This is a genomic window from Rhizobium sp. YTUHZ044 (assembly GCF_051123975.1).
Taxonomy (GTDB): domain Bacteria; phylum Pseudomonadota; class Alphaproteobacteria; order Rhizobiales; family Rhizobiaceae; genus Rhizobium.
Map to the genome: position 1 here is coordinate 521239 of NZ_CP101427.1, position 22948 is coordinate 544186.

Below are 22948 nucleotides of genomic sequence, written 5' to 3' on the forward strand. Positions count from 1 at the left end.
TGTCGCTCAAACCCCCTGGAACATGCGGGCGCGCGCATTCAGTATGTGTCTCTTCATCGCGTCGTGCGCTTCGATTTCCCGACGTGCGAAGATCGCCTCTACGATGACCGCATGCTCGTCCTGAACGCTGCGGATCTGCTCCGGAGTCCGTTTCAGGCTCAGGCTTCGCGTTACGGAATGGCCGATTGCGAAATGCGGCTTGAACCATTCACGCACGGTGATGTGAAACTGATTTCCCGTCGCCATCGCGATCGCGTCGTGCAGGGCCTGGTCTTCGTCGGCGCCGAGTTCGCCGTTCCTCAAACATTGTTCGATTGCAAGAAGCGCCTCAGTGATCCGCTCCTTGTCGGCCGGCTGCCAGTTTCGCGCGGCAAGCTCCGCAGCTTCGGCCTCGAGGCCGGCGCGGAATTCGAAGAACCGCTGGACATCGGCAAGCGAGCCGACCGGGACCATTTTCAGCATCGACGAATCCGGCCGCTGCCGGACATAGGAGCCAGAGCCCTTGCGGGAAACGACGAGGCCATCGGCTCTCAGGCGTTCGAGCGCTTCGCGCACGACGGGTCTCGATGCGCCGAAATCGGCTGCAAGCCTGGTCTCCGACGGCAGCCGCTCGTTGACAGGGAAATTGCCGTCCGCGATCATCCCCACGATCTTCTCGTAGATGATGTCGCTGAAGCGCGTTGCGCCCCGGTTCGAAACGGCATCAAGTGCAAACGTCATTATCGCTCTTTTCTCCCCCGCCAAGTGGCAAATTCGCCCCGTCGGCTCTTCGCCCGGCGAGCAGAAGCCGGATATGCCTTCTCGACCATGCGCCGGGATGGCGCCGCGCCGTCACCGGCCGCGATGCGGCCTGTATACAGCTTCTGACAGATCTGTCTTCTTTCTCTATCCAACGCAGGATTGCCAACGGCTTGGCGTTGTGTCTGATACGGCATGTGCTATCGAATCTGTAATTATCTGTCAACTCTTGTAATCATTTGAGAACGTGTCTATGGTTTCGTTCCAGCGCCGAGGAGGGCGCAAAACGGCAGGTCGGGAGCCCGCCGCACCAGCCGGGACAAGCCTGTGCCGGCATAAAAGGGGAGGAATTGATGCCAAATGAAATTCTGTCTCGCGGTGTCACCCGCCGCGCCGTTCTCGGCGGCATGGCTGGTGCTGCAGCACTGTCCATCGCCGGTCGCGCCTTCGCCGCCGGCGGCGAAGCGCCTGCGCTGGCGCAACTGGTCAAGGACGGCAAATTGCCGCCGCTGGCCGAGCGCCTGCCGAAGAAGCCGATGGTGGTAACGCCGTTCGAGAAGGTCGGCACCTATGGCGGCACGTTGCGCCGCGGCCTGCGCGGTTCATCCGACCATAACGGCATCCTGCGCATGGTCGGCAACCAGAGCCTCGTGCGCTGGAATCTGGAATTCACCGCCGTGCAGCCGAACCTTGCCGAGCGCTGGGAAGTCAGCGACGACGCAACGCAATTCACCTTCCATCTGATCGAAGGCGTGCGCTGGTCAGACGGTCATCCCTTTACCGCCGACGACGTCGTTTTCGCGATCGAAGACTGCGTCAAGAACACCGAACTCTACAGCTCGACACCGGCGCAGCTTGCTGTCGCCGGCAAGCCGGTCACCGTCGAGAAGATCGACGATTATACGGTGAAGTTCACCTTTGCGGCGGCGAACGCGCTTTACCTCGAAAATCTCGCCACGCCGCTCGGCCAGCATCCGACGCTCTTCCCGAAGCATTACTGCAGCCAGTTCCTGCCGAAATACAATCCCAATATCGAGGCCGATGCGAAGAAGGCGGGCGTCACCAGCTGGACGGAGCTCTTCCGCAGCCGCTGCGGTGACATCGAGATCCCGACACGCTGGGGCAATGTCGACAAGCCGACCCTCGATCCCTGGGTCGTCAGTGAGCCTTATGTCGGCGGCGCCACGCGCGTCGTCATGGCCCGGAACCCCTATTTCTGGCAGGTCGATACGGCAGGCAACCAGCTTCCCTACATCGATGAGATCAATTTCGGCATTTCCCAGGACGTCGAATCGCTGATGCTGAACGTCATCTCGGGCAAGATCGATATTCAGGAACGTCACATCAGCGTGCTGGCCAACAAGCCGACGCTTTCCCAGAACATGCAGAAGGGCGATTATCGCCTGCTGACGCTCGTGCCTTCGGCCTCGCAGCAGTGCCAGATCTACTTCAACATCACCCACAAAGATCCTGCCATGCGCAAGATGTTTGCGGACAAGTCATTCCGGCAGGCGCTCTCGATCGGCATCAATCGCCCGGAGCTTATCGATATCGTCTATTTCGGGCAGAGCGAGCCCTACCAGGCCGGGCCGCGTCCGACCCATCCGTGGTATCATGAGAAATATGCGCGCCAATTCACCGAATATGATCCTGAAAAGGCAGGCGCGATGCTTGATCAGGCCGGTTATAAGAAGGGGCCGGACGGCTTTCGCGTTCGGCCCGACGGTCAGAAGGTGTTCTTCTCGGTCGACGTCATTCCGACGCTTTATCCCGATCTCGTCGATGCCCTGGAGCTGGTCAAGACGCATTGGTCGCAGATCGGCATCGACATGAAGGTCAATACGATCGAGCGGGCCCTCTATTATACCCGCGGCGACGATAATGCCCATGATGCGCAGGTGTGGCCGGGGCCGGGTGGTCTCGATCCGATGCTTGACCCGCGCGATTTCTTCGCTTTCCATCCGCAGGGTTCGCGTTACGCCATTCCGTGGACGCTCTGGTATACGTCTAACGGCGCGCGCGGCGAGGAGCCGCCGGAAAGCCAGAAGAAGCGCATGAAGCTGTTCGACGAAGCGCGTTCGACGGCCGATCTCGACAAACGCGGCGCGATCATGAAGCAGATCTTCGACATCGCCGCGGAGGAATTCGAGACCGTCGGACTTTGCCTCGCCGTTGGCGGCTTCGGCATCATCCGCAATAATCTGCGCAATGTTCCCGAGAAGCAGCCGGATAGCTGGTCCTGGCCCAATCCGGGACCTGCGATGCCGCAGCAGTTCACCTTCACGAGCTGATTTTGATCGAGCGCCGTACCGACGGTACGGCGCTTTCTTCGGTTCGCCTTCCGATGCCTTGCCGGCGATGAGAGCCGGTTAGCCCCGAGGGCGGTACTCAATGCAAGAGGCGCCCATGCTGGTCTTTATCGCCAAACGTTTGCTGTGGATGATTCCATCGCTCTTTGCCGTCAGCTTCCTCGCTTTCGTGCTGATCCAGCTGCCGCCGGGCGATTACGTCACGACCTATATTGCGACGCTGGCGGCTTCCAACGAGATCGTCGATCAGAACACCGCGGCACAATTGCGTGAACGCTTCGGACTCGATGACCCGATGCTCATCCAATATTTCAAATGGATCTGGGGCATCCTCTCGCGCGGCGATTTCGGCATTTCCTTCGAATGGCAGCAGCCGGTGTCGGATCTGATCTGGGAGCGCATGGCGCTGACCCTGGTTCTCGCTCTTTCGACATTGATCGCCACCTGGGCGATTGCTCTTCCGATCGGCGTCTTTTCCGCGGTGCGCAAATACTCGATCGGCGACTATTTCTTCACCGCCTTCACCTTCTTCGGTCTGGCCGTTCCGTCCTTCCTCCTGGCGCTGGTGCTGATGTATATCGCAGCGGTCGAATTCGGCCAGGACGTCGGTGGATTGTTTTCGCCACAATATGAGAATGCGCCCTGGAGCTTTGCCAAGATGGGCGATCTCTTCTCGCATCTCTGGCTTCCCGTCGTCATCCTTGCCGTCTCCTCGACGGCGAGCCTCATCCGCGTCATGCGCGCAAACATGCTCGACGAGCTGCCGAAGCCTTACGTGACGACGGCACGGGCAAAGGGGCTCTCGGAATTCCGCCTGCTGATGAAATATCCGATGATGATCGCGCTCAATCCGTTCATCTCGACGATTGCCTGGCTACTGCCCAATCTCATCTCCGGCTCGGTCGTCGTCGCCATCGTCCTCAACCTGCCGACGGCCGCCCCCTTGCTGCTGCAGGCACTGATGGCCCAGGACATGTATCTGGCCGGCGCCTTCGTTCTGCTGATTTGCGCGCTGACGCTGATAGGCTCTCTGATCAGCGACATCCTGCTTGCGCTGGTCGATCCCCGCATCCGGTTGGAATAGGAGCCTGATATGGCCGACATCGCCGTTACAAACATTCAGCCGGATCGCGCCGCCGTCGCATCGCAGTGGCAGCTGATCTGGTGGGCTTTTCGCCGCCACAAACTGGCCATGGTGGCGCTCGTCGTCACCGTGATGATGTACATCGTTGCCCTGGTTCCGGGCTTCTTCACCATCAACGATCCGAACCTGCAAAATGCGCGGGCGACCTTCCACCCGCCGCAGAAATTGCATCTGATCGATACCGAGAACGGATTTTCCTTCGGTCCGCACTATTATCCGATGAAGCTGAGCCGCGATCCGGAAACGCTCGCCGCCATCTTCAAGGAAGACACGACGAAGCGCGTCGACGTCCAGTTCTTCGGGCGCGGCTATGAATATTCCGTGTTTGGCCTGTTCAAGACCAACATCCATCTGATCGCCTCGCCCGACAAGACGACGCCGTTGCTTCTCTTCGGCGCCGACCGGCTGGGGCGCGATGTTTTCAGCCGGACGGTTCAGGGTTCGCAGGTCTCGCTGTCGATCGGCCTCGTCGGCGTCTTCCTGTCATTGATGCTCGGTATCGTGATCGGCGGCATCTCGGGATATTACGGCGGCCGCATCGATTTCTTCATGCAGCGTGTAATCGACTTCGTGCTGTCGCTGCCGACGATACCGATCTGGCTCGCCATGGCTGCCGCCCTGCCGCAGGATTGGCCGGCGACGCTGCAATATATGATGATCACGATCATCCTGTCGCTGACCGGCTGGGCCCAGCTTGCCCGCGTCGTTCGCGGCCGCTTCCTATCCCTGCGAACCGAGGAATTCGTCGCGGCCGCCAGACTGGATGGCGTTCGTGAAGGCCGCATCATCTTTCGCCACATGCTGCCGAGCTTTGCGAGCCATATCATTGCTTCGATCACCCTCGCAGTGCCGGCGATGATCCTGGCTGAAACCTCTCTGTCCTTCCTCGGGCTCGGGCTGCAGCCGCCGACCATTTCCTGGGGCGTGCTGCTGCGCGAGGCCCAGAACATTCGCTCGATCGCCACGGCGCCCTGGCTCTTCCTGCCGGGCTGCGCGGTCGTGGTCGCCGTCATGGCGCTCAATCTCCTCGGCGACGGTCTGCGCGACGCGGCCGATCCCTACAACAAATGAGGCCGGCATGACCGACATCGTTCCCATTGCCGGCAGGCCGCTGCTCGAGGTGAAAAACCTCACCGTCGAGTTCCCCCTGCGCACCGGCGTCTTTCGCGCCGTCAGCGACCTGTCCTTTACAATCGAGCCGGGCAAGACGCTCTGCGTGGTGGGTGAAAGCGGATCCGGAAAGTCGGTGACGGCGCGCTCGATCCTGCAGATTGTCGACGCGCCCGGCCGGATCGCCGGCGGTTCGATCACATTGAACCACCCGAAGGGCGGCTCCATAGATCTGACCAGCCTCAATCCGCGCGGGCGCCAGATCCGGGCGATCCGCGGCCGCGATATCGCGATGATCTTCCAGGAGCCGATGTCGTCGCTGTCGCCCATCCACACCGTCGGCAACCAGATCATCGAGGCGCTTCGCCTCCACACCAGGATGAGCAAGGGGGAAGCGCGCGCCGAAGCCATATCGCTGCTCAAACAGGTGGAAATTCCCGCGCCTGAAAAGGCGTTGGATCGATATGCCTTTCAATATTCCGGCGGCATGCGTCAGCGCGCGATGATCGCCATGGCCCTCGCCTGCAGGCCGCAGTTGCTGATCGCCGACGAGCCGACCACGGCGCTTGATGTGACGACGCAGGCCGAAATTCTCGACCTGATCGCCCGGCTGCAGAAGGCCAACGGCATGGCCGTTCTCTTCATCACGCATGATATGGGCGTCGTGGCGCAGATCGCCGATGATGTTTTGGTCATGCATAACGGCGTCGCCAAGGAATATGCGCCGGTCGAGCAGATCTTTCACGCCCCGAAAGACGATTATACCCGCATGTTGATTGGCTCGGTGCTGAAGCTGGAGCAGAAGGCCGAGATTCGCCTGGCGCGGGCGCCGCTCGATCGGACGGCGGCGCCAATCCTGGAATTGCGTAATCTTTCGATGGATTTCGGCGAGGTAAAAGCACTCGACGACGTCTCCATTTCGCTGTTGCCCGGTGAGACACTCGGCATCGTCGGCGAAAGCGGATCCGGCAAGACGACGATGGGCCGCTCGATCATGCGGCTGCTCGATCCAACTGCCGGCGAAATCCTCTATCGCCGCGCCGATGGCGGCATCATCGACCTGGCAACGGCAAAAGGGCAGACGCTTGCTGCCGCGCGCCGCGAATTGCGCATGGTGTTCCAGGATCCCTTCGGCTCCCTCAATCCACGCATGACCGTCTCCCAGATCATCGGCGAACCCTTGCTCGTCAACGGCATCGCCAAGGGGAGGGCGCTCGACGAGCGCGTCTGCCACCTGATGGAGCAGGTCGGCCTCGATCCGAGGGCGCGCGAACGCTACCCGCATGCCTTCTCCGGCGGCCAGCGCCAGCGCATCGGCATCGCCCGCGCCATCACCCTCAATCCGCGGGTCATCGTTGCCGATGAGGCGACCTCGGCGCTCGACGTCTCCGTGCGCTCGCAGGTGCTCGATCTCCTGATGCGCCTGCAGGACGAACTCGGCCTCGCCTATATCTTCATCAGCCATGATATCGGCGTGATCCGCTATATGTGCGACCGCGTCGGCGTCATGTATAAGGGTCAGCTCGTCGAAATCGGTGAGGCGGAGAAGGTCTGCCGCACGCCCGAGCATGCTTACACGCAAGCGCTGATATCGGCCATTCCGCGCCCCGATCCACGTGACCGCGACCGTTCGCGGCGCTTCCGCTATATCGCTCCCGACACTCTCAAGAACGGGAGCGCTCAGCGATGAGGATCACCGGCATAAGAACATTTCTCATGCACGCCGGTCAGCCAGACCCTTCGAAATGGGCCTCGGATGAGCGGTCGGGAGACGGTGCATCCACGCAGCTGCGGGGCACGAGAAATTGGCTGTTTTTGAAGATCGACACCGATCAAGGCATCACCGGCATCGGCGAATGCTCCGGCTGGCCGCGGGTGATCGAGACGGCGATCCATGATCTGGCGCCTCTCCTGATCGGCGAAGATCCCGCCCATATCGAACGTCTGTGGCAGAAGTTGCATATCGCAATGATGGGTCACGGCATGCTCGGCACCGTCGGAGGCGGCGCGATGACCGGCATCGACATGGCGCTCTGGGACATCAAGGGCAAGGCGCTCGGCGTGCCGGTCTGGATGTTGCTCGGCGGCAAGGTGCGCGACAAGATCCCGATCTATTCGCATGCCAATACGCCCGAACGCGCGCTTGCGGTCAAACAGCGCGGCATAAAGGCGATCAAGTGCGGTGGCGTGGCCGATCCGGTTCGCAAGGTCGCAGCACTGCGCGAGGCGGTCGGCGACGATATGGACGTCGCCATCGACCTGCACGGGCCGCCATGGCTGACCCCTGCGGACGCCTGCCGCCTGGTGCGGGCGCTCGAACCCTATGAGCTGATGTGGGTGGAAGATCCGATCGCGCCCGACAATCTCGAAGGCTACCAGCGCATTCGCGACGCCGCTCATGTGCCGCTTGCCGCCGGCGAATGTTCGGCGACCATCTTTGGCGAGCGCGAGCTCATCGAAAGAGAGCTGGTCGACGTAATTCAGCCCGATACCGGCCGAGCCGGCGGCATCACCCAGATGAAGAAGATCGCGGCCATGGCCGAAGCCCATCATATCCAGATGGCACCGCATTCAGGCTCGCTCGGACCGGTGGCGGAATATGCAGCCTTGCATCTGTTGGCCGCCATTCCGAACGCGCTCATCCTCGAGCGGCTCGACGATGACTGGGACGGCCGCCGCCAGACGATCGTGCCGCATCCAGAGCAGGTGGACGGGATGATCACCGTTCCCGACGCCCCCGGGCTTGGCTGCGATATCGACGAGGAATTCGTCGCCCGCTTTCCGAGCGGCGGCAACGTCTCCGTTCCCGTGCCGGAGGCCGCCGGTTCCTACAATCCCGGAACCTACGACGAGCATCTCTACGTGCAGACGCGCGTGGCGCGCCGCAGTTATTTCAATCGCTAGAAGGACAGAGTGATGAAGATCGACCGCATGCGGGTGTTCATGACCCGCGACAAGGACCGACCCCGCGTGATCGTCGCGCTCGATACCGACGACGGCCTGACGGGCTGGGGCGAATGCTACAATCACGGCCCCGATAAGGCGCTGCCGCCGCTGCTCGATTATCTCTACGGCTTTCTCTCCGGCCAGGACCCGACACGCGTCGATTATCTCGTCAACCTGCTGATCCAGCAAAGCCGCTTCCCGCCGGGTGCACTCGGCCTTGCCGCGATTTCCGCGCTCGACCATTGCCTGTGGGATTTGGCGGCCAAGGCCGCGAATGTCCCGGTCTACAAGCTGCTGGGGGGCGAGGTCCGCGACCGCATCAAGGTCTATGCCGGGGTCTATACCGCCCCCGACGCGCCCGCCGCCCGCGACGAGTTCGATCGCCTCAAGGAGGAATGGGGCTTCACCGCCTTCAAACTCAGCCCCTGGCGTATCGACATGCATGCCCATCGCTGGGGCAATGTCGTAAAAGCCTCGGCCGACTATTTCCGCTCGCTTCGCGAGACGGTCAATGACGAATACGAGATTGCCTTCGATGCTCATGCCAAGATTTTCGAACCGATCGCCGCAAGGCAACTCGGCAATGCGCTGGCGCCCTATGATCCGCTGTTCTACGAAGAGCCGCTGCGTCCAGAGAACATCGAGGCCTGGGGCGACCTGAAACAGGGGCTCAACTGCGTCCTGGCCACCGGCGAGTCGCTCTATAACAGGAACGAATTCCTGCGGCTGCTGCAGGTCAAGGGCGCCGACCTGATCCAGCCCGACATTTGCGTCGTTGGCGGCATCAGCGAAATGCGCCGCATCGCCACGCTTGCCGAAGCCTATTTCGTCGGCATTGCTCCACACAACCCGATGGGGCCGCTGGCAACGGCGGTGAATGTGCATTTTTCGGCCGCGGCCCAGAATTTCCGCATCCTCGAATACCGGCTGCCAAAAGGCCAGGCCTATGTCTATGGCGGCCTCGACATCGAGAAGCGGCAGGGGGAAACCCGCTATGTCGTCGACCCCTATCTGCCGAAGGATGGCCATCTCGAACTGCGCCCCGACCGGCCGGGCTGGGGCGTCGAAATGGACGAGAAGGCAATGCAGGAGGAAGGCTATATCCATTGGCAACGGCGCGTGCCGAAGCGGCCGGACGGCTCTTATGCCTTCGCCTGAGGGCTTCACACACTAATCGGAGCTGGCCGCCGGATGACGCGGCCGCTCCTGCGCGGCGACGTTTGCAGGCATTGCAGGAACATCGCCATCCCATTCCAAGCGCCTCTAGGCGTCTTTCGGCAACACTGAGCGAACCCTCGCGATGAAGACGTGGAAGTCCTGCATGAACGTTCGAAGGAAATCGGCGGTGCTGGCGTTCGTGACCTCGCCGTCATCAGTAATCAGCCCCGGCGTGAATTGGATGTAGGCTTCTGGAGCATTCATCTGCGGAGAGTTGCAGAAACTGAGCACGCTGCGCAAATTCTGCTGGGCGACGGCTGTGCCTATAGCGCCCGGCGACGTGCCGATCACCGCCGACGGCTTGCGTGTGAACGAGTTGGTCCCGTAAGGGCGGCTCGCCCAGTCGATTGCGTTTTTCAGCCCACCGGGGATGGATCGATTATATTCGGGCGTCACGAACAGTACTGCGTCGACGGCCGCGATTGCCGCCTTGAATGCTCTGCCGGCCGGAGGGTAGTCGGCGTCGTAATCGTAGCTATAGAGTGGCAGGTCCTTGAAGGAGATCTCTGACATTTCAAGTTCCGGCGGGGCGACGCGCACCAACGCCTCGGCGAGCTTGCGGTTGATCGAGCCCTTGGCGAGGCTGCCGATAAGATAGCCTACTTTATGCGTGGTCATGGCGTTCTCCAGTATCCCGCATGATAAGGGACCATCATACGCGGAATTCTCGACGGGGTCTCTGTCCTTTGAGTGCAAGCAACTATTCGTCGATGAACGTGACCGTTTCGGCCAGCGGGGCGCGGCCCGTACGGGCGTAACCGCAGGGTCTTCGTAGCCGATCGACATGCCGCAGAAGAGGATCAGCCCATCGGGCGGCGACAGGACCTCGGCGACCGTCTCGCGCACCTGCGACCACGCCATCTGCGGGCAACTGTGCAGTCCTTCGGCGCGGAGCAGCAACATGACCGTCTGCAGATACATGCCGACGTCGGCCTCATTGGGGCAGACCCAGGTCACGGTCGATTTAGCAGGACAGGGCGACGGGCGCGCCGAAGCAATTCCAGTTGGCGATTGCTGCCCGCTGGCGCGCCTCCCAGTCCTCGCGCAATGCCGAGCGCGCTGTAGCGCTCCTTGCCGAAGGCGGAGCGGCGCTCGTCGTAGGGGGGCTTCAGCACCGACGGATACATCTCATACTGCCGCTTGTCCCAGGCGTCGCCATGGGCAACGCGCTCGACGGCTGACGTCTTGAGTTCGGCCAGCGGCGCACCGGTCATCACGTAGGTATTCCACGGCTGGATGTTCGATCCTGACGGCGACCAGGCAGCGGCGGCCAGCACGCGCTCAAGTATCTCCATCGCCACAGGCTGGTCCCTGAATCCGCGCACCGACCGTCGGCTTGTGACTGCCTCATATACGTCCATGATCGCCTCCGTGCGCCGGGCCGTTCGTTCCGTTTCTGATGTGGTTCATTATCTCCATTCGCAATGGAGGCGTAATCACACCGTGGTCTAGGAGGCGTACATCAAACGAACATCAAACGTACATCAGCGATCGACGGGTCGAGGCGCATGTCAGCAGAATTGAAGACCAATCATGAGCGGCAAGGTCAGCGTTCCGCCATTGGAGTTAGGCGCCGACGGCTCGAGCACGTTCTGCCGCCGTACGGCGATGCGATCCGAAGATGTCCGCGAGCGTATCGAGCATTGCCCTGACCCCTTCAGATTGAAGTGAATAGTAGATCGTCTGCGCAGCCCTTCGCGTCTGCACGAGTTCCTGGTCTCGAAGAATTGCCAGATGCTGAGACGTCGAAGATTGGCTCAATCCCACTTCGTCAGCCAGGACGGTTACGGACATTTCTCCTTCGCTCAACAGATGCAGAATGTGAAGCCGTTTGGAATTCCCGATAGCCGACAGGAAGTTTGCTTCGGTGTCGAAGGCATTGGTTTTAGGGGAAGGCGCGACTGACGATTGATTGTTCAAGGCGAGATCTCCTTTGGGGAACCAAAGCCGGGCACGATGTCATATCCCCGAACTTTAATTTAGAGATAACGCAAGCGTGCGGGGTCGGAACCCATTGCCGGCGCCGCATCGTCTTTTTTGGCGTGAATCGGATACGGCGTGCATCAAATGGACAGCCGGCGTTCTTGGCTCCTTGATTAAAAGCTAACGCGCCCCAGCCTGACGCATCAGCGCCGGCAATGTTTCCCAGGCCCGGATCAGTTCGCCGATTGAGGCGGCCTCCATCTTGTGCATGACATTGCTGCGATGCAGCTTGACCGTCACCTCGCTGATGCCGAGATCGAAGGCGATCTGCTTGTTGAGGCGTCCGCGTGCCACTTCGTGCAGAACCTCGCGCTCGCGCTGCGTCAGCGTCTCCAGCCGTTCGATATTGCGATTGGCGATCGCCGCTTCCGCCCGTCGTTCGCCGTCCATTGAAATAGCGGCGGTCACGGCATCAAGCAGCGTCTGATCCCGCGCCGGCTTGGTGAGGAAATCCACGGCGCCGGCTTTCATCGCCTGGACGGTCATCGGGATATCGCCATGGCCGGTCAGGAAGATGATCGGCTTGGCAATGCCGTTCTCAGCCAGATGGCTCTGCAGGTGGAGACCGCTTGCCCCCGGCATGCGCACATCGAGGATCAGGCAGCCGGGTCTGTCCAAAACATCCGCATCGAGCAGTTCGCGGGTAGAAGCAAAGCTAATCGGCTGAAAACCGGCCGACAGGATCAGCTCCGACAGCGCCTCGCGAATGGATGCGTCGTCGTCCACGATCATGACGAGCGGCTGATCCTCTTCACATTCACGCTGCGCTGAAAAAGGCGCCGATCTACGAACGAACGGCTGGTCAACCCTCATGTCACCCTCCATCTCTCGATTTGTGTAAGGCATGGGCGATGGCCGCGATCAGGGCCTGGGCATCGAATGGCTTGCGGAAGAATCCGCCGGCGCCTTGAGCGCGGCCCTGATCCGCGATCTCGTGGCGGCCCGTGATCAGGAAAACCGGCAGCTCCGGACGTGATTTCCTGACGAGATCACGAAGCTCGAAGCCGTCTATGCCGGGCATTCCGATGTCGGTGATGAGCAGATCCAGGTCCGACAGCCCATTGACGAGCAGCGAGCCTGCCGACGAGAAGCCGCGGGCGACATAGCCCGCCGATTCCAGAAGGTCACTCATCGATTCGAGGAGTCTTGGATCGTCATCGACAATTGCCACGACATGTCTTGTCTTGTTCATGTTCAATTCCCTCCCACCCGGCGCGAGTGGGTTATCGGTATTTCCAGTTTCTCCGCGATGCGCACGAGATCGGCGAGCGATGCAGCCGCCATCTTCTGCATCACGTTTCTTCTGTGAATCTGCAGAGTGACTTCGCTGATCCCCAGCTCTGCCGCTGCCTGCTTGTTGAGGAGGCCGCTGACGACGAGCGGCAACACCTCGCGTTCGCGCGGCGTCAGTTCGAGATAGTGTTGCCTCAGCATTCCGAGTTCTGCGCGGCCGGCTCTCTTTTCCCGATCCTCGGCGATCGCTGCCTGGATTGCCGCCATGAGGTCCTCATCGCTGAACGGCTTGGTGAGAAAATCCACCGCGCCGCGCTTGATGGCGCGCACGGAGGAGGGGATGTCCCCATGTCCGGTGATGAAGACGATCGGCGGATGATCGCCGTCGGCGATCTGCCTCTGCAGGTCGAGGCCGTTGATATCGGGCAGTTCGATATCGAGGATGAGGCAGGCGGGAACATCCGGCTTGTTCGCTTGCACATAGTCGCAGGCAGACTCGAAGGCGATGGCGCGTATGCCATGCGAGTCCAGCAGCTCGCCGAGAGCCTCCCGGATGCGTTCATCGTCATCCACGATGAAGACGATATGGTCATCGGTCGTCATGACGCTGCCTTCGTTTCGATGGGTAATGTGAAGATCAACGTCGCTCCGTGCGGTTGGTTCTTCTCCGCCCACAATCGTCCGCCATGCAGCTCGACGATCGAGCGGCAGATCGCCAGCCCCATCCCCATGCCGTTTTCCTTCGTGCTGAAAAAAGGCTCGAACATCTTTTCGGGAAACTCGATGCCCCGCCCCAGATCGCGGATCTCGGTCTGGACGGCATTGCCGACCTGGTGCGAGCGTATCTCGACCAGCCTGTCGCTTGTCGTGGCGTCCAGGGCCTCGATCCCGTTGCGGATGAGATTGATCAGAACCTGCTGGATCTGAATGCGGTCGAGCGCGATGGACGGCAAGCTGTCGTCAACATCGACGTCGATGCGGACGCGCCGCCGCCAGGCTTCGTCGGCCATCAGGCTGCGCACCTCCTCGATGACGCTGGAAAGAGTCGTCTGAACTCTCCTGTCGGCGGATTGTTTGAACAAGGCGCGAATGCGGCCGACGACCTCAGCCGCCGAATTGGCGTCGCGGATGATGCGCTCGACCGTTCTCTGCGCCCGCTCCATATTCGGCGGGTCGGCCATCAGCCAGCGCTGACAGGCGTGGGAATTCGCCACCACGGCCGCCAGGGGCTGGTTCACCTCGTGCGCGATCGAGGCGGAAAGCTCGGCGAGGCTCGCTGCCTGGCCCGCCCGGGCAAGCCCCTCTTGCGTCCGGCGCAGCTCTTCCTGCGCCTGAACCTCACCGTCGATATCGAGGCATATGACATTCCACTGCACGATCGCGCCCTCGCCGTCGCGCATCGGCGCGGCCCGCGTCTCCACCCAGCGATAATCGCCATCGAACCGCCGCAGCCGATGCCGGCGCGCATAGGGTTCGCCGGTGGCGAGCGAATGGGCATATTTCTCCTTGACATCGGCCAGGTCGTCGGGATGAACGCCGGCATCGAGTGTGCCGGCCAGCCGTGACTTGCCGGTTCCGTCAAGGTCTTCGAGCCTGTATCCGAGAAAATCCCGAAGCTGCGGATTGCGATAGACCGGCTCTCCGTCGGGAGCCGCGCAGTCGATCATCACAGGCAGCGTTTCGACGATCTGCCAGAGCGACCGTTCCCTCTCGCGCAGCGCCTTCTCGACGCGCAGCTGGTCGTCGATATCATGCGACAGACCGTACCACTGGACGATCTGCCCGTTTTCGTCACGCAGCGGCTCGGCGCTGCCCTTCACCCAGCGATAGACGCCGTCAGCGCGCCGGAGGCGAAATTGTTGCGAGAAGCGTTCGCCGGTGACCAGGGAATGGTTGAGCGCCTCGGAGAGTTTCTCAGCATCTTCGGGATGGACGGCGACTTCGATGAGGGCCGCGAGCCGGCTGATGCCCGGTTTCTCCATCTCGGCGACGTCGAGACCGAGAAAATCGATCAGGCGCTTGTTGAAAAAGGTTGGACTGCCTTGCGGATTGAGCCGCCAGAGCAGACTCGGGACCATGTCCACCAGTTGGGAGAGCTCCCGCTCCCGATTGCGCAGCGCCTCCTGCGCGCGCATCTCGTCGTCGATGTCGACCGATATCACGTACCATTGCACGATCTCACCGTTCTGACCTCGCAGCGGCTCGGCGCGGCAGTCGACCCAACGATAGGCACCGTCGAAACGACGCATGCGGTATTTGATCGAGAAGGGATCGCCGCTGGCGAGGGAATGGTGGACTGTCTCAAGCAGCCTGGGCGCATCATCTGGATGGACGAGAGTGTGAACGTTTGAGGAAAGGCGGCTCATGCCCGGCCGATCCATATCTCCGACGTCGACACCGAAAAAGTCGATCAGGCGCTTGTTGAAGAAGACCGGCTCGCCTTCCGGCGTCAGGCGCCTGATCTGGACCGGGACCATGTCCACGAGCTGCGAGAGTTCGCGCTCGCGATCGCGCAAGGCTTCCAGCGCCCGCACCTCGTCATCGATGTCGAGGGACACGCCGTACCATTGCACGACCTTCCCCTCGTCGTCGCGCCGCGGCTCCACCCTGCATTCGGCCCAGCGATAGACGCCGTCTTTTTCAAGCCAGCGGAACCGCATCGCGGTGCCGCCGTCGCTTTCGAAGCAATTGCGTAGCATGCGCCGCACAGCGGGCGCCTCGTGGGGATGCACCAGCTGGTCCAGCAGCTCGTCGATGCGCGGTTCGGCCAGGGCATCGAAATCGGCGATGACCGCTCGGAAGTGATCCTGGTAGCGTTTGTTGAAGTAGATCGACCCGCCCGCCGGCTCCACACTCCAGATGCGGACGGGAACGGCATCGATCATCTGCTGCAGCTGCTGCTCGCTCCGGCGCAGGGCCTCTTCGGCCTGGACCTGATCATCGATATCGTGGCAAAGACCGTACCATTGGACGATTTTTTCAGCCTGATCGCGCATGGGCACGGCGCGGCTCGACATCCACCGATAGACGCCGTCGGCGCGGCGCAGCCGATAGCGCATGGCGAAGACTTCGCCGGTGACGAGGCAATGGCTGAGCGACTCTCTGAACGCCGCGATATCATTGGGATGAACGATGGCTTGAAGGACTGCCTCCAGCCGGCTCACATCAGGCCGGTCTGAATCCGCAACGTCGATGCCGAGGAAGTCGATCATGCGTTTGTTGAAGAAGGTCGGCTCGCCGTCCGGTCTCAGGCGCCAGACATGGCTCGGCACCATGTCTACGAGCTGCGATAATTCCCGTTCCCTTTCGCTGAGCGTTTCCACGCTCTGACGCAACGAAAACACCGCCAGCTGATGCTGACGCGATATGGCGGCGACGATCAGCGCTGAGAATGCTGAGATCGCCAGGAAAAGCTGCAGCATGACCTGGTTGTATTTCTGGGACGCCGGATCGCCGGCAAACTGGCTGGCGCCCGTCATCGTGGAGACGGCGGTGATCAGGGCTAGGAGAGCGAGCGACACTGCCGCCCCCTTGATTTCGAAGCGGACCGCGGCCCAGAGAAGAGGCGGCATGATGATATAGGCGAAGGGGAGATAGCCACTCAGCGAAAGAGCGGCGACGCCGAGAAAGATCAGCGCCAGGACGGCAGCTTCCACCCATTGCCCTGCCGAGAGTTGGGTCTTGCCGGGCCAGCTGTGGAACAGAACCAGTGCAAGCGGTGCCACGATCAGGACACCGGTCGCGTCTCCGATCCACCATAAGGGCCAGGCCGTCAGGAAGGATTGCGACTGGATGCTGAACCAGGCAAGCGTGGCGCTTCCGATGGTCGCGCTGACGGTTGGCGCAATTCCGGCGCTGATGATAACAAATGCAATCACTTCCTGCAGGGTTTCGAGCCGAACCGGGAGCTTCAAAGTCCGGTTGACGAGCCATGCCGCGACCATCGCTTCGAGAGCGTTGCCGACATAGATCAGGAAGGCCGCAGCTTGCGGACTATGGAACCATAGGACATTACTGAACATCTCTCCCAGGCAGCCGGCCAGTATCCACCATGGCCAGCTGGGTCGGGAGGCGAGGATCAGGGTCGCGATGAACAGCCCGGCCGGAGGCCAGATGGAAATACCGGTTTCCGGCACCACCGCGAGCGACTGGGCGAAGCCGCACGCGAGCACATAGGCGAGGAAGAAAAGCGCCAGACGCAGGAATGGCGGGCGGTGCGACCAGACGCTTTCCATCCATCGTTCCGGCTGGACAGGCGAAGCCAGGGAATTGTCAGCATGTCCTGCAGCAGTTGTTTTCCATTTCGGGGCCGGCGCGCTCATATTGGAACCGTAATCCTGGCGCACCACAACCGCAACTCATGGAAACCCATGCATTGCGCGGGAATGTAGGCGGATTTCTCCACCGCCGGCTGACCTTCCATCTTTCCGATCCGGCATCCTAGACTTTGGGCTGGCTCCGCTAATCCTGCGTCTCGGACATCCGACCCTCAAGCATGATGGAAGGCGTTCGGCGTCCCGGTCATTCTCCGTCCGCGCGGGCATATGGACGATGCAACAGAGGATGCCGAGATGAAAATCATGATAGCGGGAGCAAGCGGTCTGATCGGAACGCAACTGGCGGCGGAGCTGCGGCGTTTGGGCCACGACGTCACGGCCGCATCTCTGTCGCTCGGAGTCGATACGGTGATCGGCAAGGGCATCGATGCGGCGATGACGGGAGCGGACGTCGTCATCGATGTGACCAATGCCGCGTCCTTTGGCGACAGTTCGGCGCTCGATTTCTTCAAGGCATCGACGAAGAACCTGCTCGCGGCGGCGGCGGAAGCCCGCGTCCGGCACTATCTCGCGCTTTCCGTCGTCGGCACGCCGCGCCTCGTCGAAAGCGATTATTTTCGCGCGAAAGCGGTTCAAGAAAATCTCATCAGGGCCTCGGCTCGCCCCTACGCGATCCTCCGCTCGACGCAGTTCTACGAATTCATCAACGGCGTGATCGACATCGGTGCCGAAGGCAACGTCGTTCGTTTGCCTCCGGCCCCCATCAGGCCGGTCTGGGCTCGGGAAGTCGCGGCATTCCTGGCGGAATTGTCAGCCGGAGATCCCTTGGGCAATATCGTCGAGATCGGCGGCCCCGAACAGTTCGGCATCGACGACATCGCCCGCATCTATCTGTCCGCGAACGAGGACCCGCGACAGGTGATAACCGATCCTTCCACCTCGTATTTCGGCGTTGAACTGAGCGGTGATGTGTTGCTGCCTCATGTCGGCGCGCGCGTGGGGAGCCAGACGCTCTCCGAGTGGCTCTATAGGTCGATGGCGGCTTAGCGGCCATCTTGAATTTTGCCGAACGAAGTAATACCTTCTTCTTGGAGAGTATTACAGAAGGCGTTCGCTATGACCACCACCGTTACTGCGAAAGGGCAGGTGACCATTCCGAAGCCTGTACGGGACATGCTTGGCATCGTTCCTGGCAGCCAGGTCGATTTTCATCGTGCTGCCGACGGCAGTGTGGTTCTGACGCGCGCCGACAAGAAACGGCCGGCGAGCCGCTTCGAGAAGCTGCGCGGCCATGCCGGCAAGGGCCTGGATACCGACGCTATCATGGCTTTAACGCGCGGCGAAACGTGACCCTGGTTGATACCAATGTGCTCCTGGACCTCGTAACCGACGACCCGGAATGGTCCGACTGGTCTATTGCGCAACTCGAAGCCGCGAGTATCGAGGGTCCCCTGCTCATTAATGATGTAGTCTTTGCCGAACTTGCGGTTCGATACGAGAGGATCGAGGACCTGGAGGCCTTTGTGGAACAGGCCGCCCTCGAGATGATACCGATGCCGAAACCCGCCCTGTTTCTTGCCGGCAAGGTTTTCACGCAATATCGCAAAGCAGGCGGTACGCGCACCGGCGTACTTCCCGATTTCTTCATCGGCGCTCATGCCGCCGTGCAGGAGCTGCCGCTCCTGACGCGAGATGTCGGCCGCTATCGCCGCTATTTCCCCTCGTTGAAATTGATAGCGCCCGGTTCCTGAGGCGAAGACCCGCGTTATGGCAGATTCCAATAAATCTCCCTGCAGCCGGGGCTCAAGCTTTTGCGCGGCCTCAACACTATTGACCGGTTGGCCTTCGCATCAAAGGGTGAATCCTGTTCTATTGAACAACCAGAGAATGATGCCGACCGAAACGGGGATCATGCTCCAGCGGTGCAGTGCCCCGCCGGCTCGACCTCCAGTCTATCGCGGCCCATGCGCCCCATCGAAGATATGCCGCGCCTTGGCCCTCGGCGCAGCGACGGAATGACGATTGACCAGTGAGCATTCGAGCTTCGTAATTGGATAGCGCTTGCCGGGCATGGTCTGAAGGTTGAGATGTTCAATCGCCCACTGACCCATGGCGAGGTGCGGAAGGACCGAAGTGGTCAGTGCCGGCACCAGATGTCTTGAAATTTCCTCATCGTCGTAGCCGACCACCGACATATCCTGGGGAATGCGAAGCCCGGCATCTTTGAGCGCTTCGTAGCATCCCACTGCAGTGCGATCGTTCTGGCAGAAAATGGCGGTGGGGGGGTCCTGCAAAGCAAGCAATTGCATCGTAGCGGCGTAGCCGGCACCGGCCGACCAGTCGCCTTCAACGACTAATTCTGGATCGAAGGGTATATCGGCGGTCGCCAGTGCACGGCGGTATCCCGTCAGCCGGTCTTGTGCAGCCTGCATCCAGATTTCACCAGTGATCGTCCCTATGCGATGGTGACCGTGCGCGATTAGATGCCGGGTGGAGCTCTGGCCTCCGGCGATTTCACTTGGCACCACGGCTGGAAAGGCATGATCCGCCGTGTAGCAGTTCAACAATACCGTCGGGATCTTGAGTTCGTAGACATAAGAAGGGAGTTGGACCTCTCTGGTATAGATTGTCATGTATATGAGCGCGGATATGCCCCCGTTCGTCAGCGCCCTGATCGCTTTTGGCTCCATGACAGGATCACCCAGCGTTTGGGTGACCAACAGCACGTTGCCCGTGTTCCACGACGCTTGGCGGGCGCCCTCGATTGCGACGATCGCTTCCGGGCTGGTAGCGAGCTGATCCACTGCGAAACCGATCACGTTGTCCAGGCCCGAATAAGTGGCCTTCATGGTATAGCTTGTCCCCATGTAGCCGAGGGCGCGCGCCGCCTCCAATACGCGGTCGCGAGTCTGCTGTGAGATGCGGGTACCGGGCGTGTCGTTGAGCACGAAGGAAACAGCAGCCTGCGAGCAGCCGGCCGCCGCGGCGATGTCCATCATGGTCACGCGGGCGGGCTTATCCATTTCAGGATTCTTTTGGGTCTTAGGCTTTCGCATGCGGGGGAATGATCTCCGGATCTTGAAAGGAGTTGCGTTTTAGGTAATTAATATTAGCATTTATCCGAAAGTGCTGGCAATCGCGCGATCACCTGCATTGCTTGGCGATCATCACTTCAAAACTTGATTCTAGTTATCCCGCGATGAAATGTTTTGATGTGCATTGATAATACTATTTACTAATTAAGATTCTTGTATACCGTCAGAGGGCGATCGGAACCTATGCCACTCGTCGCTTTTGCGGCGGCCCTTAGGAGGGGGCGCGCATTCGGCCGGCCGTAAATCGCAAACGGGCCCATGCGACTGCGGCCCCTCGGGAGGTATATTATGAAACAGCTGAAACGGAATGCAGCCTTGTTCCTTGCCGGGCTGGTACTGAGCGCGGCGCCGATTGCAGTATCCGATGCCGCCGACAAACCAACTCTTGCTTTCGTCGTCAACGGCGCGTCTGACTTCTGGAAAGCCGCGGAAGCGGGCGTGAAGAAGGCCCAGGCCGAATTGCCGGATTACCAACTGGAACTGAAGTACCCTGAGCAGGCATCGGTAGCCATCCAGCAGCGCCTGATGGAAGACCTCGTCAGTGCTGGCGTCAAGGGGATCATGGTTTCCGCAGTCGATCCCAAGACGCAGACCGAGGGCTTGAACAAGATCGGCTCACAAACAGCCCTCTTCACGACCGACAGCGACGCGCCGCAGACCAACCGCGTCGCTTATATTGGCTCGTCCAATATCGACGCCGGTCTGCAGGCGGCTGAAATCGCGAAGAAGGCAATGCCGGATGGCGGCAAATGCATCGGTTTTGTCGGGCTCCTCGGAGCCGATAATGCCAAGGAACGCATTCAGGGCATGAAGGATGGGCTTAAGGGGACGAAGATCGAGCTGACAGATGTGCGCGGTGACGATATCGACCAGACACGCGCAAAAAAGAATGTCGAGGATGCACTGGTTGCCAGCCCGGACGTGACCTGCATGGTCGGCTTCTACTCATATAACACGCCACGCATCTATGAGGCGCTGCGCGACGCCGGAAAGCTTGGTCAGATCACTGTCGTCGGCTTTGACGACGATCCGATCACGCTCGGCGGCGTCAAGGAAGGCACTGTCGCGGCAACCGTCGTGCAGCAGCCATTCGAATGGGCTTATCAGGGGATGAAGCTGATGGCTGCCTACCTCAAGGGCGACAAGTCCGGTGTTCCCAGCAACGGCTTGATCATCATTCCGACAGTGATCATCGGCAAGGATGACGTCGATAAATATGCCGCCAACTTGAAGGCCATGGCTGGAAAGTAATTCTCTTTCGCGGCGGGGGTACTCCCCGCCGCGAAAGACGTTTCATGCCGCAGCACCCGCAGTCATGGACAGGCAATGAATCATAGCTCAGACATCCCGTCACCGAACGCGCCTGCAACGCCGTTCCTTTCGCTTTCCGGCGTTGGCAAGACTTTTCCAGGCGTCGTAGCGCTTGACGGGTTGTCGCTCGACATCGTGCCGGGAGAGGTCATCGGCTTGGTCGGCGAGAATGGGGCCGGCAAATCGACGCTGATGAATATTCTTGGCGGCGTGATCGCTCCGGATCGGGGCACGATCCTGCTCGATGGCGCAGAGCTTCGCCACCTTACTGTGGAGACGAGCATCGCATCCGGCATCGCTTTTGTGCATCAAGAACTCAACCTTTTTGACAATCTCGACGTCGCCGCCAATATCTTCCTGGGCCGTGAGCCGTTGAAAGCGGGACCTTTCAAGTTTGTCGATCGTGCTCGGCTTCGAGAGATGGTGACCCCGCTCTTGAAGCGCGTGGGAGCACATTTTTCCGCCGACACACCCGTTGCGTTGCTTTCTCTTGCCGAGCAGCAGATGGTGGAAATCGCCAAGGCGCTGTCGATCAAGGCTCGGCTTGTTATCTTCGACGAACCCACTTCCAGCCTGCCGCTGGCCGAAACCGAGCGGCTGCTGAACATCATCACATCGCTGAAAGCGGATGGAATCAGTGTGATCTTCATCTCGCACCGTCTCCACGAGGTTGAGCGCGTAGCAGATCGGGTGGTCGTATTACGCGATGGCACGCTCGTCGGTACGCTCGCCAAGAAGGACATTGGCCATGATCAGATGGTCAAGCTGATGATCGGCCGGTTGCTCGCGGCCCGGACGGCAAAGCCGCAGCGTTCGCCAGGGCCGGTCGCATTGAAGGTAAACGGCGTGCGCACCGAGGCCTATCCCAGCCGCCCCGTTGACCTGGAAATAAGGTACGGAGAAATCCTGGGGCTTGCAGGCCTCGTCGGGTCTGGCCGCACCGAGCTTGCAAGGGTACTCTTCGGCATCGACCGGAGTTACGGCGGAGCCATTCTGCAGGACGGACGCCAAATTGCGATCGGTTCTGCTCGGGACGCTGTCGCCCGGGGCATCTTTCTGGTGCCGGAGGATCGCAAGCGCAATGGCATTCTTCTTGATCTTCCGATCGCCCAGAACATCACCCTTGCCGATCTTCCCAGGATTTCTAGCCGCTTCATGGTCTCCGCTGAACGGGAGATCGAGGCCGCTGAAAAGCAGCGTGTTCGTCTCGGGATCAAGGCGCCCTCCGTTTCGACGCGAACCGGCACTCTGTCCGGCGGCAACCAGCAAAAGGTGGTTCTAGCCAAATGGTTGTCGATGAGCCCGAGGGTAATGATCTTCGATGAGCCGACACGCGGCATCGATATCGGCGCGAAGAACGAAATCTACGGCCTGATGCGAGCGCTTGCTGATGCCGGTGTCGCGATCCTGATGATCTCCAGCGACATGGAAGAGGTGATCGGCGTTTCTGACCGCATCGCCGTCATGCACGAGGGCCAGATCGCCGGCATTCTCGAAGAGGACGAATTCAGCCAGGAAAGCGTCCTTTTGCTTGCTGTCGGCAAAAGCGTAAAATAGCGGCCGCAGCCATTATGAACGGGTATC

General features: G+C 60.7%; 19 protein-coding genes and 1 pseudogene. 11 read left to right on the forward strand and 9 right to left on the reverse strand.

Going from position 1 to position 22948, the window contains the following annotated elements; all coding sequences use genetic code 11:
- Window positions 1-6: 6 nt before the first annotated feature.
- Window positions 7-720, reverse strand: coding sequence for a FadR/GntR family transcriptional regulator (locus NL154_RS25305; protein WP_210631877.1), 714 nt, complete (start codon window positions 718-720; stop codon window positions 7-9).
- 371 nt (window positions 721-1091) lie between these two features.
- Between NL154_RS25305 and NL154_RS25310 the strand changes: the two genes are divergently transcribed.
- The 6 genes from NL154_RS25310 to NL154_RS25335 all read left to right on the forward strand — a co-directional run bounded on the left by NL154_RS25310 (window position 1092) and on the right by NL154_RS25335 (window position 9405).
- Window positions 1092-3029 carry an ABC transporter substrate-binding protein gene (locus NL154_RS25310; RefSeq protein ID WP_434734242.1) on the forward strand — a complete coding sequence of 646 codons (1938 nt, stop codon included), beginning with the start codon at window positions 1092-1094 and terminating at the stop codon, window positions 3027-3029.
- 115 nt (window positions 3030-3144) lie between these two features.
- The gene (locus NL154_RS25315) at window positions 3145-4131 is read left to right on the forward strand and encodes an ABC transporter permease (protein WP_210631879.1); all 987 of its coding nucleotides are present in this window, start codon (window positions 3145-3147) and stop codon (window positions 4129-4131) included.
- Between the two features lie 9 nt (window positions 4132-4140).
- On the forward strand, window positions 4141-5262 hold the full coding sequence (locus NL154_RS25320) for an ABC transporter permease (protein WP_210631880.1): 1122 nt from the start codon (window positions 4141-4143) through the stop codon (window positions 5260-5262).
- Between the two features lie 7 nt (window positions 5263-5269).
- Complete coding sequence (locus NL154_RS25325) at window positions 5270-6991, forward strand: ABC transporter ATP-binding protein (RefSeq protein WP_221147410.1); 1722 nt, start codon at window positions 5270-5272, stop codon at window positions 6989-6991.
- The gene (locus NL154_RS25330) at window positions 6988-8205 is read left to right on the forward strand and encodes a mandelate racemase/muconate lactonizing enzyme family protein (RefSeq protein ID WP_434734243.1); all 1218 of its coding nucleotides are present in this window, start codon (window positions 6988-6990) and stop codon (window positions 8203-8205) included. The genes NL154_RS25325 and NL154_RS25330 overlap by 4 nt, the downstream gene beginning before the upstream one ends.
- Before the next feature lie 12 nt (window positions 8206-8217).
- On the forward strand, window positions 8218-9405 hold the full coding sequence (locus tag NL154_RS25335) for a mandelate racemase/muconate lactonizing enzyme family protein (protein ID WP_221147424.1): 1188 nt from the start codon (window positions 8218-8220) through the stop codon (window positions 9403-9405).
- Between the two features lie 105 nt (window positions 9406-9510).
- On the opposite strand, the gene NL154_RS25340 is transcribed toward NL154_RS25335, so the two are convergent.
- The 7 genes and pseudogenes from NL154_RS25340 to NL154_RS25370 form a co-directional block, all read right to left on the reverse strand.
- A complete protein-coding gene (locus NL154_RS25340; protein WP_434734244.1) occupies window positions 9511-10083 on the reverse strand; it encodes an NADPH-dependent FMN reductase in 573 nt (190 codons plus the stop codon).
- Window positions 10084-10165: 82 nt separating this feature from the next.
- Window positions 10166-10826, reverse strand: a pseudogene (locus NL154_RS25345) (nitroreductase).
- A gap of 205 nt (window positions 10827-11031) precedes the next feature.
- A complete protein-coding gene (locus tag NL154_RS25350) occupies window positions 11032-11385 on the reverse strand; it encodes an ArsR/SmtB family transcription factor (RefSeq protein WP_210631884.1) in 354 nt (117 codons plus the stop codon).
- 183 nt (window positions 11386-11568) lie between these two features.
- Window positions 11569-12261 carry a response regulator transcription factor gene (locus NL154_RS25355; protein WP_434734245.1) on the reverse strand — a complete coding sequence of 231 codons (693 nt, stop codon included), beginning with the start codon at window positions 12259-12261 and terminating at the stop codon, window positions 11569-11571.
- Between the two features lies 1 nt (window position 12262).
- Window positions 12263-12640, reverse strand: a complete 378-nt coding sequence (locus tag NL154_RS25360; RefSeq protein ID WP_210631886.1) for a response regulator — start codon at window positions 12638-12640, stop codon at window positions 12263-12265.
- 2 nt (window positions 12641-12642) lie between these two features.
- Window positions 12643-13284: a response regulator transcription factor gene (locus NL154_RS25365; protein ID WP_210631887.1), complete on the reverse strand. Its 642-nt coding sequence runs from the start codon at window positions 13282-13284 to the stop codon at window positions 12643-12645.
- A complete protein-coding gene (locus NL154_RS25370; protein WP_221155891.1) occupies window positions 13281-16916 on the reverse strand; it encodes a PAS domain-containing protein in 3636 nt (1211 codons plus the stop codon). Before NL154_RS25370 ends, NL154_RS25365 begins: the two co-directional genes overlap by 4 nt.
- Before the next feature lie 336 nt (window positions 16917-17252).
- Here NL154_RS25370 and NL154_RS25375 point away from each other — a divergent pair, with 336 nt between their 5' ends.
- From NL154_RS25375 to NL154_RS25385, 3 genes are all read left to right on the forward strand, one after another.
- Window positions 17253-18005 (forward strand): SDR family oxidoreductase, encoded by a 753-nt coding sequence (locus tag NL154_RS25375; protein WP_434734246.1) that lies wholly within the window; start codon window positions 17253-17255, stop codon window positions 18003-18005.
- A 69-nt stretch (window positions 18006-18074) separates the two neighbouring features.
- Window positions 18075-18308 (forward strand): AbrB/MazE/SpoVT family DNA-binding domain-containing protein, encoded by a 234-nt coding sequence (locus tag NL154_RS25380; protein ID WP_064693019.1) that lies wholly within the window; start codon window positions 18075-18077, stop codon window positions 18306-18308.
- A complete protein-coding gene (locus tag NL154_RS25385) occupies window positions 18305-18709 on the forward strand; it encodes a type II toxin-antitoxin system VapC family toxin (protein WP_210631890.1) in 405 nt (134 codons plus the stop codon). Before NL154_RS25380 ends, NL154_RS25385 begins: the two co-directional genes overlap by 4 nt.
- A 201-nt stretch (window positions 18710-18910) precedes the next feature.
- Here NL154_RS25385 and NL154_RS25390 read toward each other — a convergent pair whose 3' ends face one another.
- Window positions 18911-20014 carry a LacI family DNA-binding transcriptional regulator gene (locus NL154_RS25390; protein ID WP_210631891.1) on the reverse strand — a complete coding sequence of 368 codons (1104 nt, stop codon included), beginning with the start codon at window positions 20012-20014 and terminating at the stop codon, window positions 18911-18913.
- A gap of 327 nt (window positions 20015-20341) precedes the next feature.
- Here NL154_RS25390 and NL154_RS25395 point away from each other — a divergent pair, with 327 nt between their 5' ends.
- Both NL154_RS25395 and NL154_RS25400 read left to right on the forward strand, forming a co-directional pair.
- Window positions 20342-21304: a sugar-binding protein gene (locus tag NL154_RS25395; protein ID WP_210631892.1), complete on the forward strand. Its 963-nt coding sequence runs from the start codon at window positions 20342-20344 to the stop codon at window positions 21302-21304.
- A gap of 75 nt (window positions 21305-21379) precedes the next feature.
- Window positions 21380-22921 carry a sugar ABC transporter ATP-binding protein gene (locus NL154_RS25400; RefSeq protein WP_221147414.1) on the forward strand — a complete coding sequence of 514 codons (1542 nt, stop codon included), beginning with the start codon at window positions 21380-21382 and terminating at the stop codon, window positions 22919-22921.
- Window positions 22922-22948 lie beyond the last annotated feature (27 nt).

Coding starts and splice junctions, on each gene's coding strand:
- NL154_RS25305 (WP_210631877.1), bottom strand. CDS start 720: ATGACGTTTGCACTTGATGCCGTTTCGAACCGGGGCGCAACGCGCTTC.
- NL154_RS25320 (WP_210631880.1), top strand. CDS start 4,141: ATGGCCGACATCGCCGTTACAAACATTCAGCCGGATCGCGCCGCCGTC.
- NL154_RS25380 (WP_064693019.1), top strand. CDS start 18,075: ATGACCACCACCGTTACTGCGAAAGGGCAGGTGACCATTCCGAAGCCT.
- NL154_RS25335 (WP_221147424.1), top strand. CDS start 8,218: ATGAAGATCGACCGCATGCGGGTGTTCATGACCCGCGACAAGGACCGA.
- NL154_RS25400 (WP_221147414.1), top strand. CDS start 21,380: ATGAATCATAGCTCAGACATCCCGTCACCGAACGCGCCTGCAACGCCG.
- NL154_RS25360 (WP_210631886.1), bottom strand. CDS start 12,640: ATGAACAAGACAAGACATGTCGTGGCAATTGTCGATGACGATCCAAGA.
- NL154_RS25365 (WP_210631887.1), bottom strand. CDS start 13,284: ATGACGACCGATGACCATATCGTCTTCATCGTGGATGACGATGAACGC.
- NL154_RS25395 (WP_210631892.1), top strand. CDS start 20,342: ATGAAACAGCTGAAACGGAATGCAGCCTTGTTCCTTGCCGGGCTGGTA.
- NL154_RS25315 (WP_210631879.1), top strand. CDS start 3,145: ATGCTGGTCTTTATCGCCAAACGTTTGCTGTGGATGATTCCATCGCTC.
- NL154_RS25330 (WP_434734243.1), top strand. CDS start 6,988: ATGAGGATCACCGGCATAAGAACATTTCTCATGCACGCCGGTCAGCCA.
- NL154_RS25370 (WP_221155891.1), bottom strand. CDS start 16,916: ATGGAAAGCGTCTGGTCGCACCGCCCGCCATTCCTGCGTCTGGCGCTT.
- NL154_RS25340 (WP_434734244.1), bottom strand. CDS start 10,083: ATGACCACGCATAAAGTAGGCTATCTTATCGGCAGCCTCGCCAAGGGC.
- NL154_RS25325 (WP_221147410.1), top strand. CDS start 5,270: ATGACCGACATCGTTCCCATTGCCGGCAGGCCGCTGCTCGAGGTGAAA.
- NL154_RS25375 (WP_434734246.1), top strand. CDS start 17,253: ATGAAAATCATGATAGCGGGAGCAAGCGGTCTGATCGGAACGCAACTG.
- NL154_RS25310 (WP_434734242.1), top strand. CDS start 1,092: ATGCCAAATGAAATTCTGTCTCGCGGTGTCACCCGCCGCGCCGTTCTC.
- NL154_RS25355 (WP_434734245.1), bottom strand. CDS start 12,261: ATGAGGGTTGACCAGCCGTTCGTTCGTAGATCGGCGCCTTTTTCAGCG.
- NL154_RS25390 (WP_210631891.1), bottom strand. CDS start 20,014: ATGCGAAAGCCTAAGACCCAAAAGAATCCTGAAATGGATAAGCCCGCC.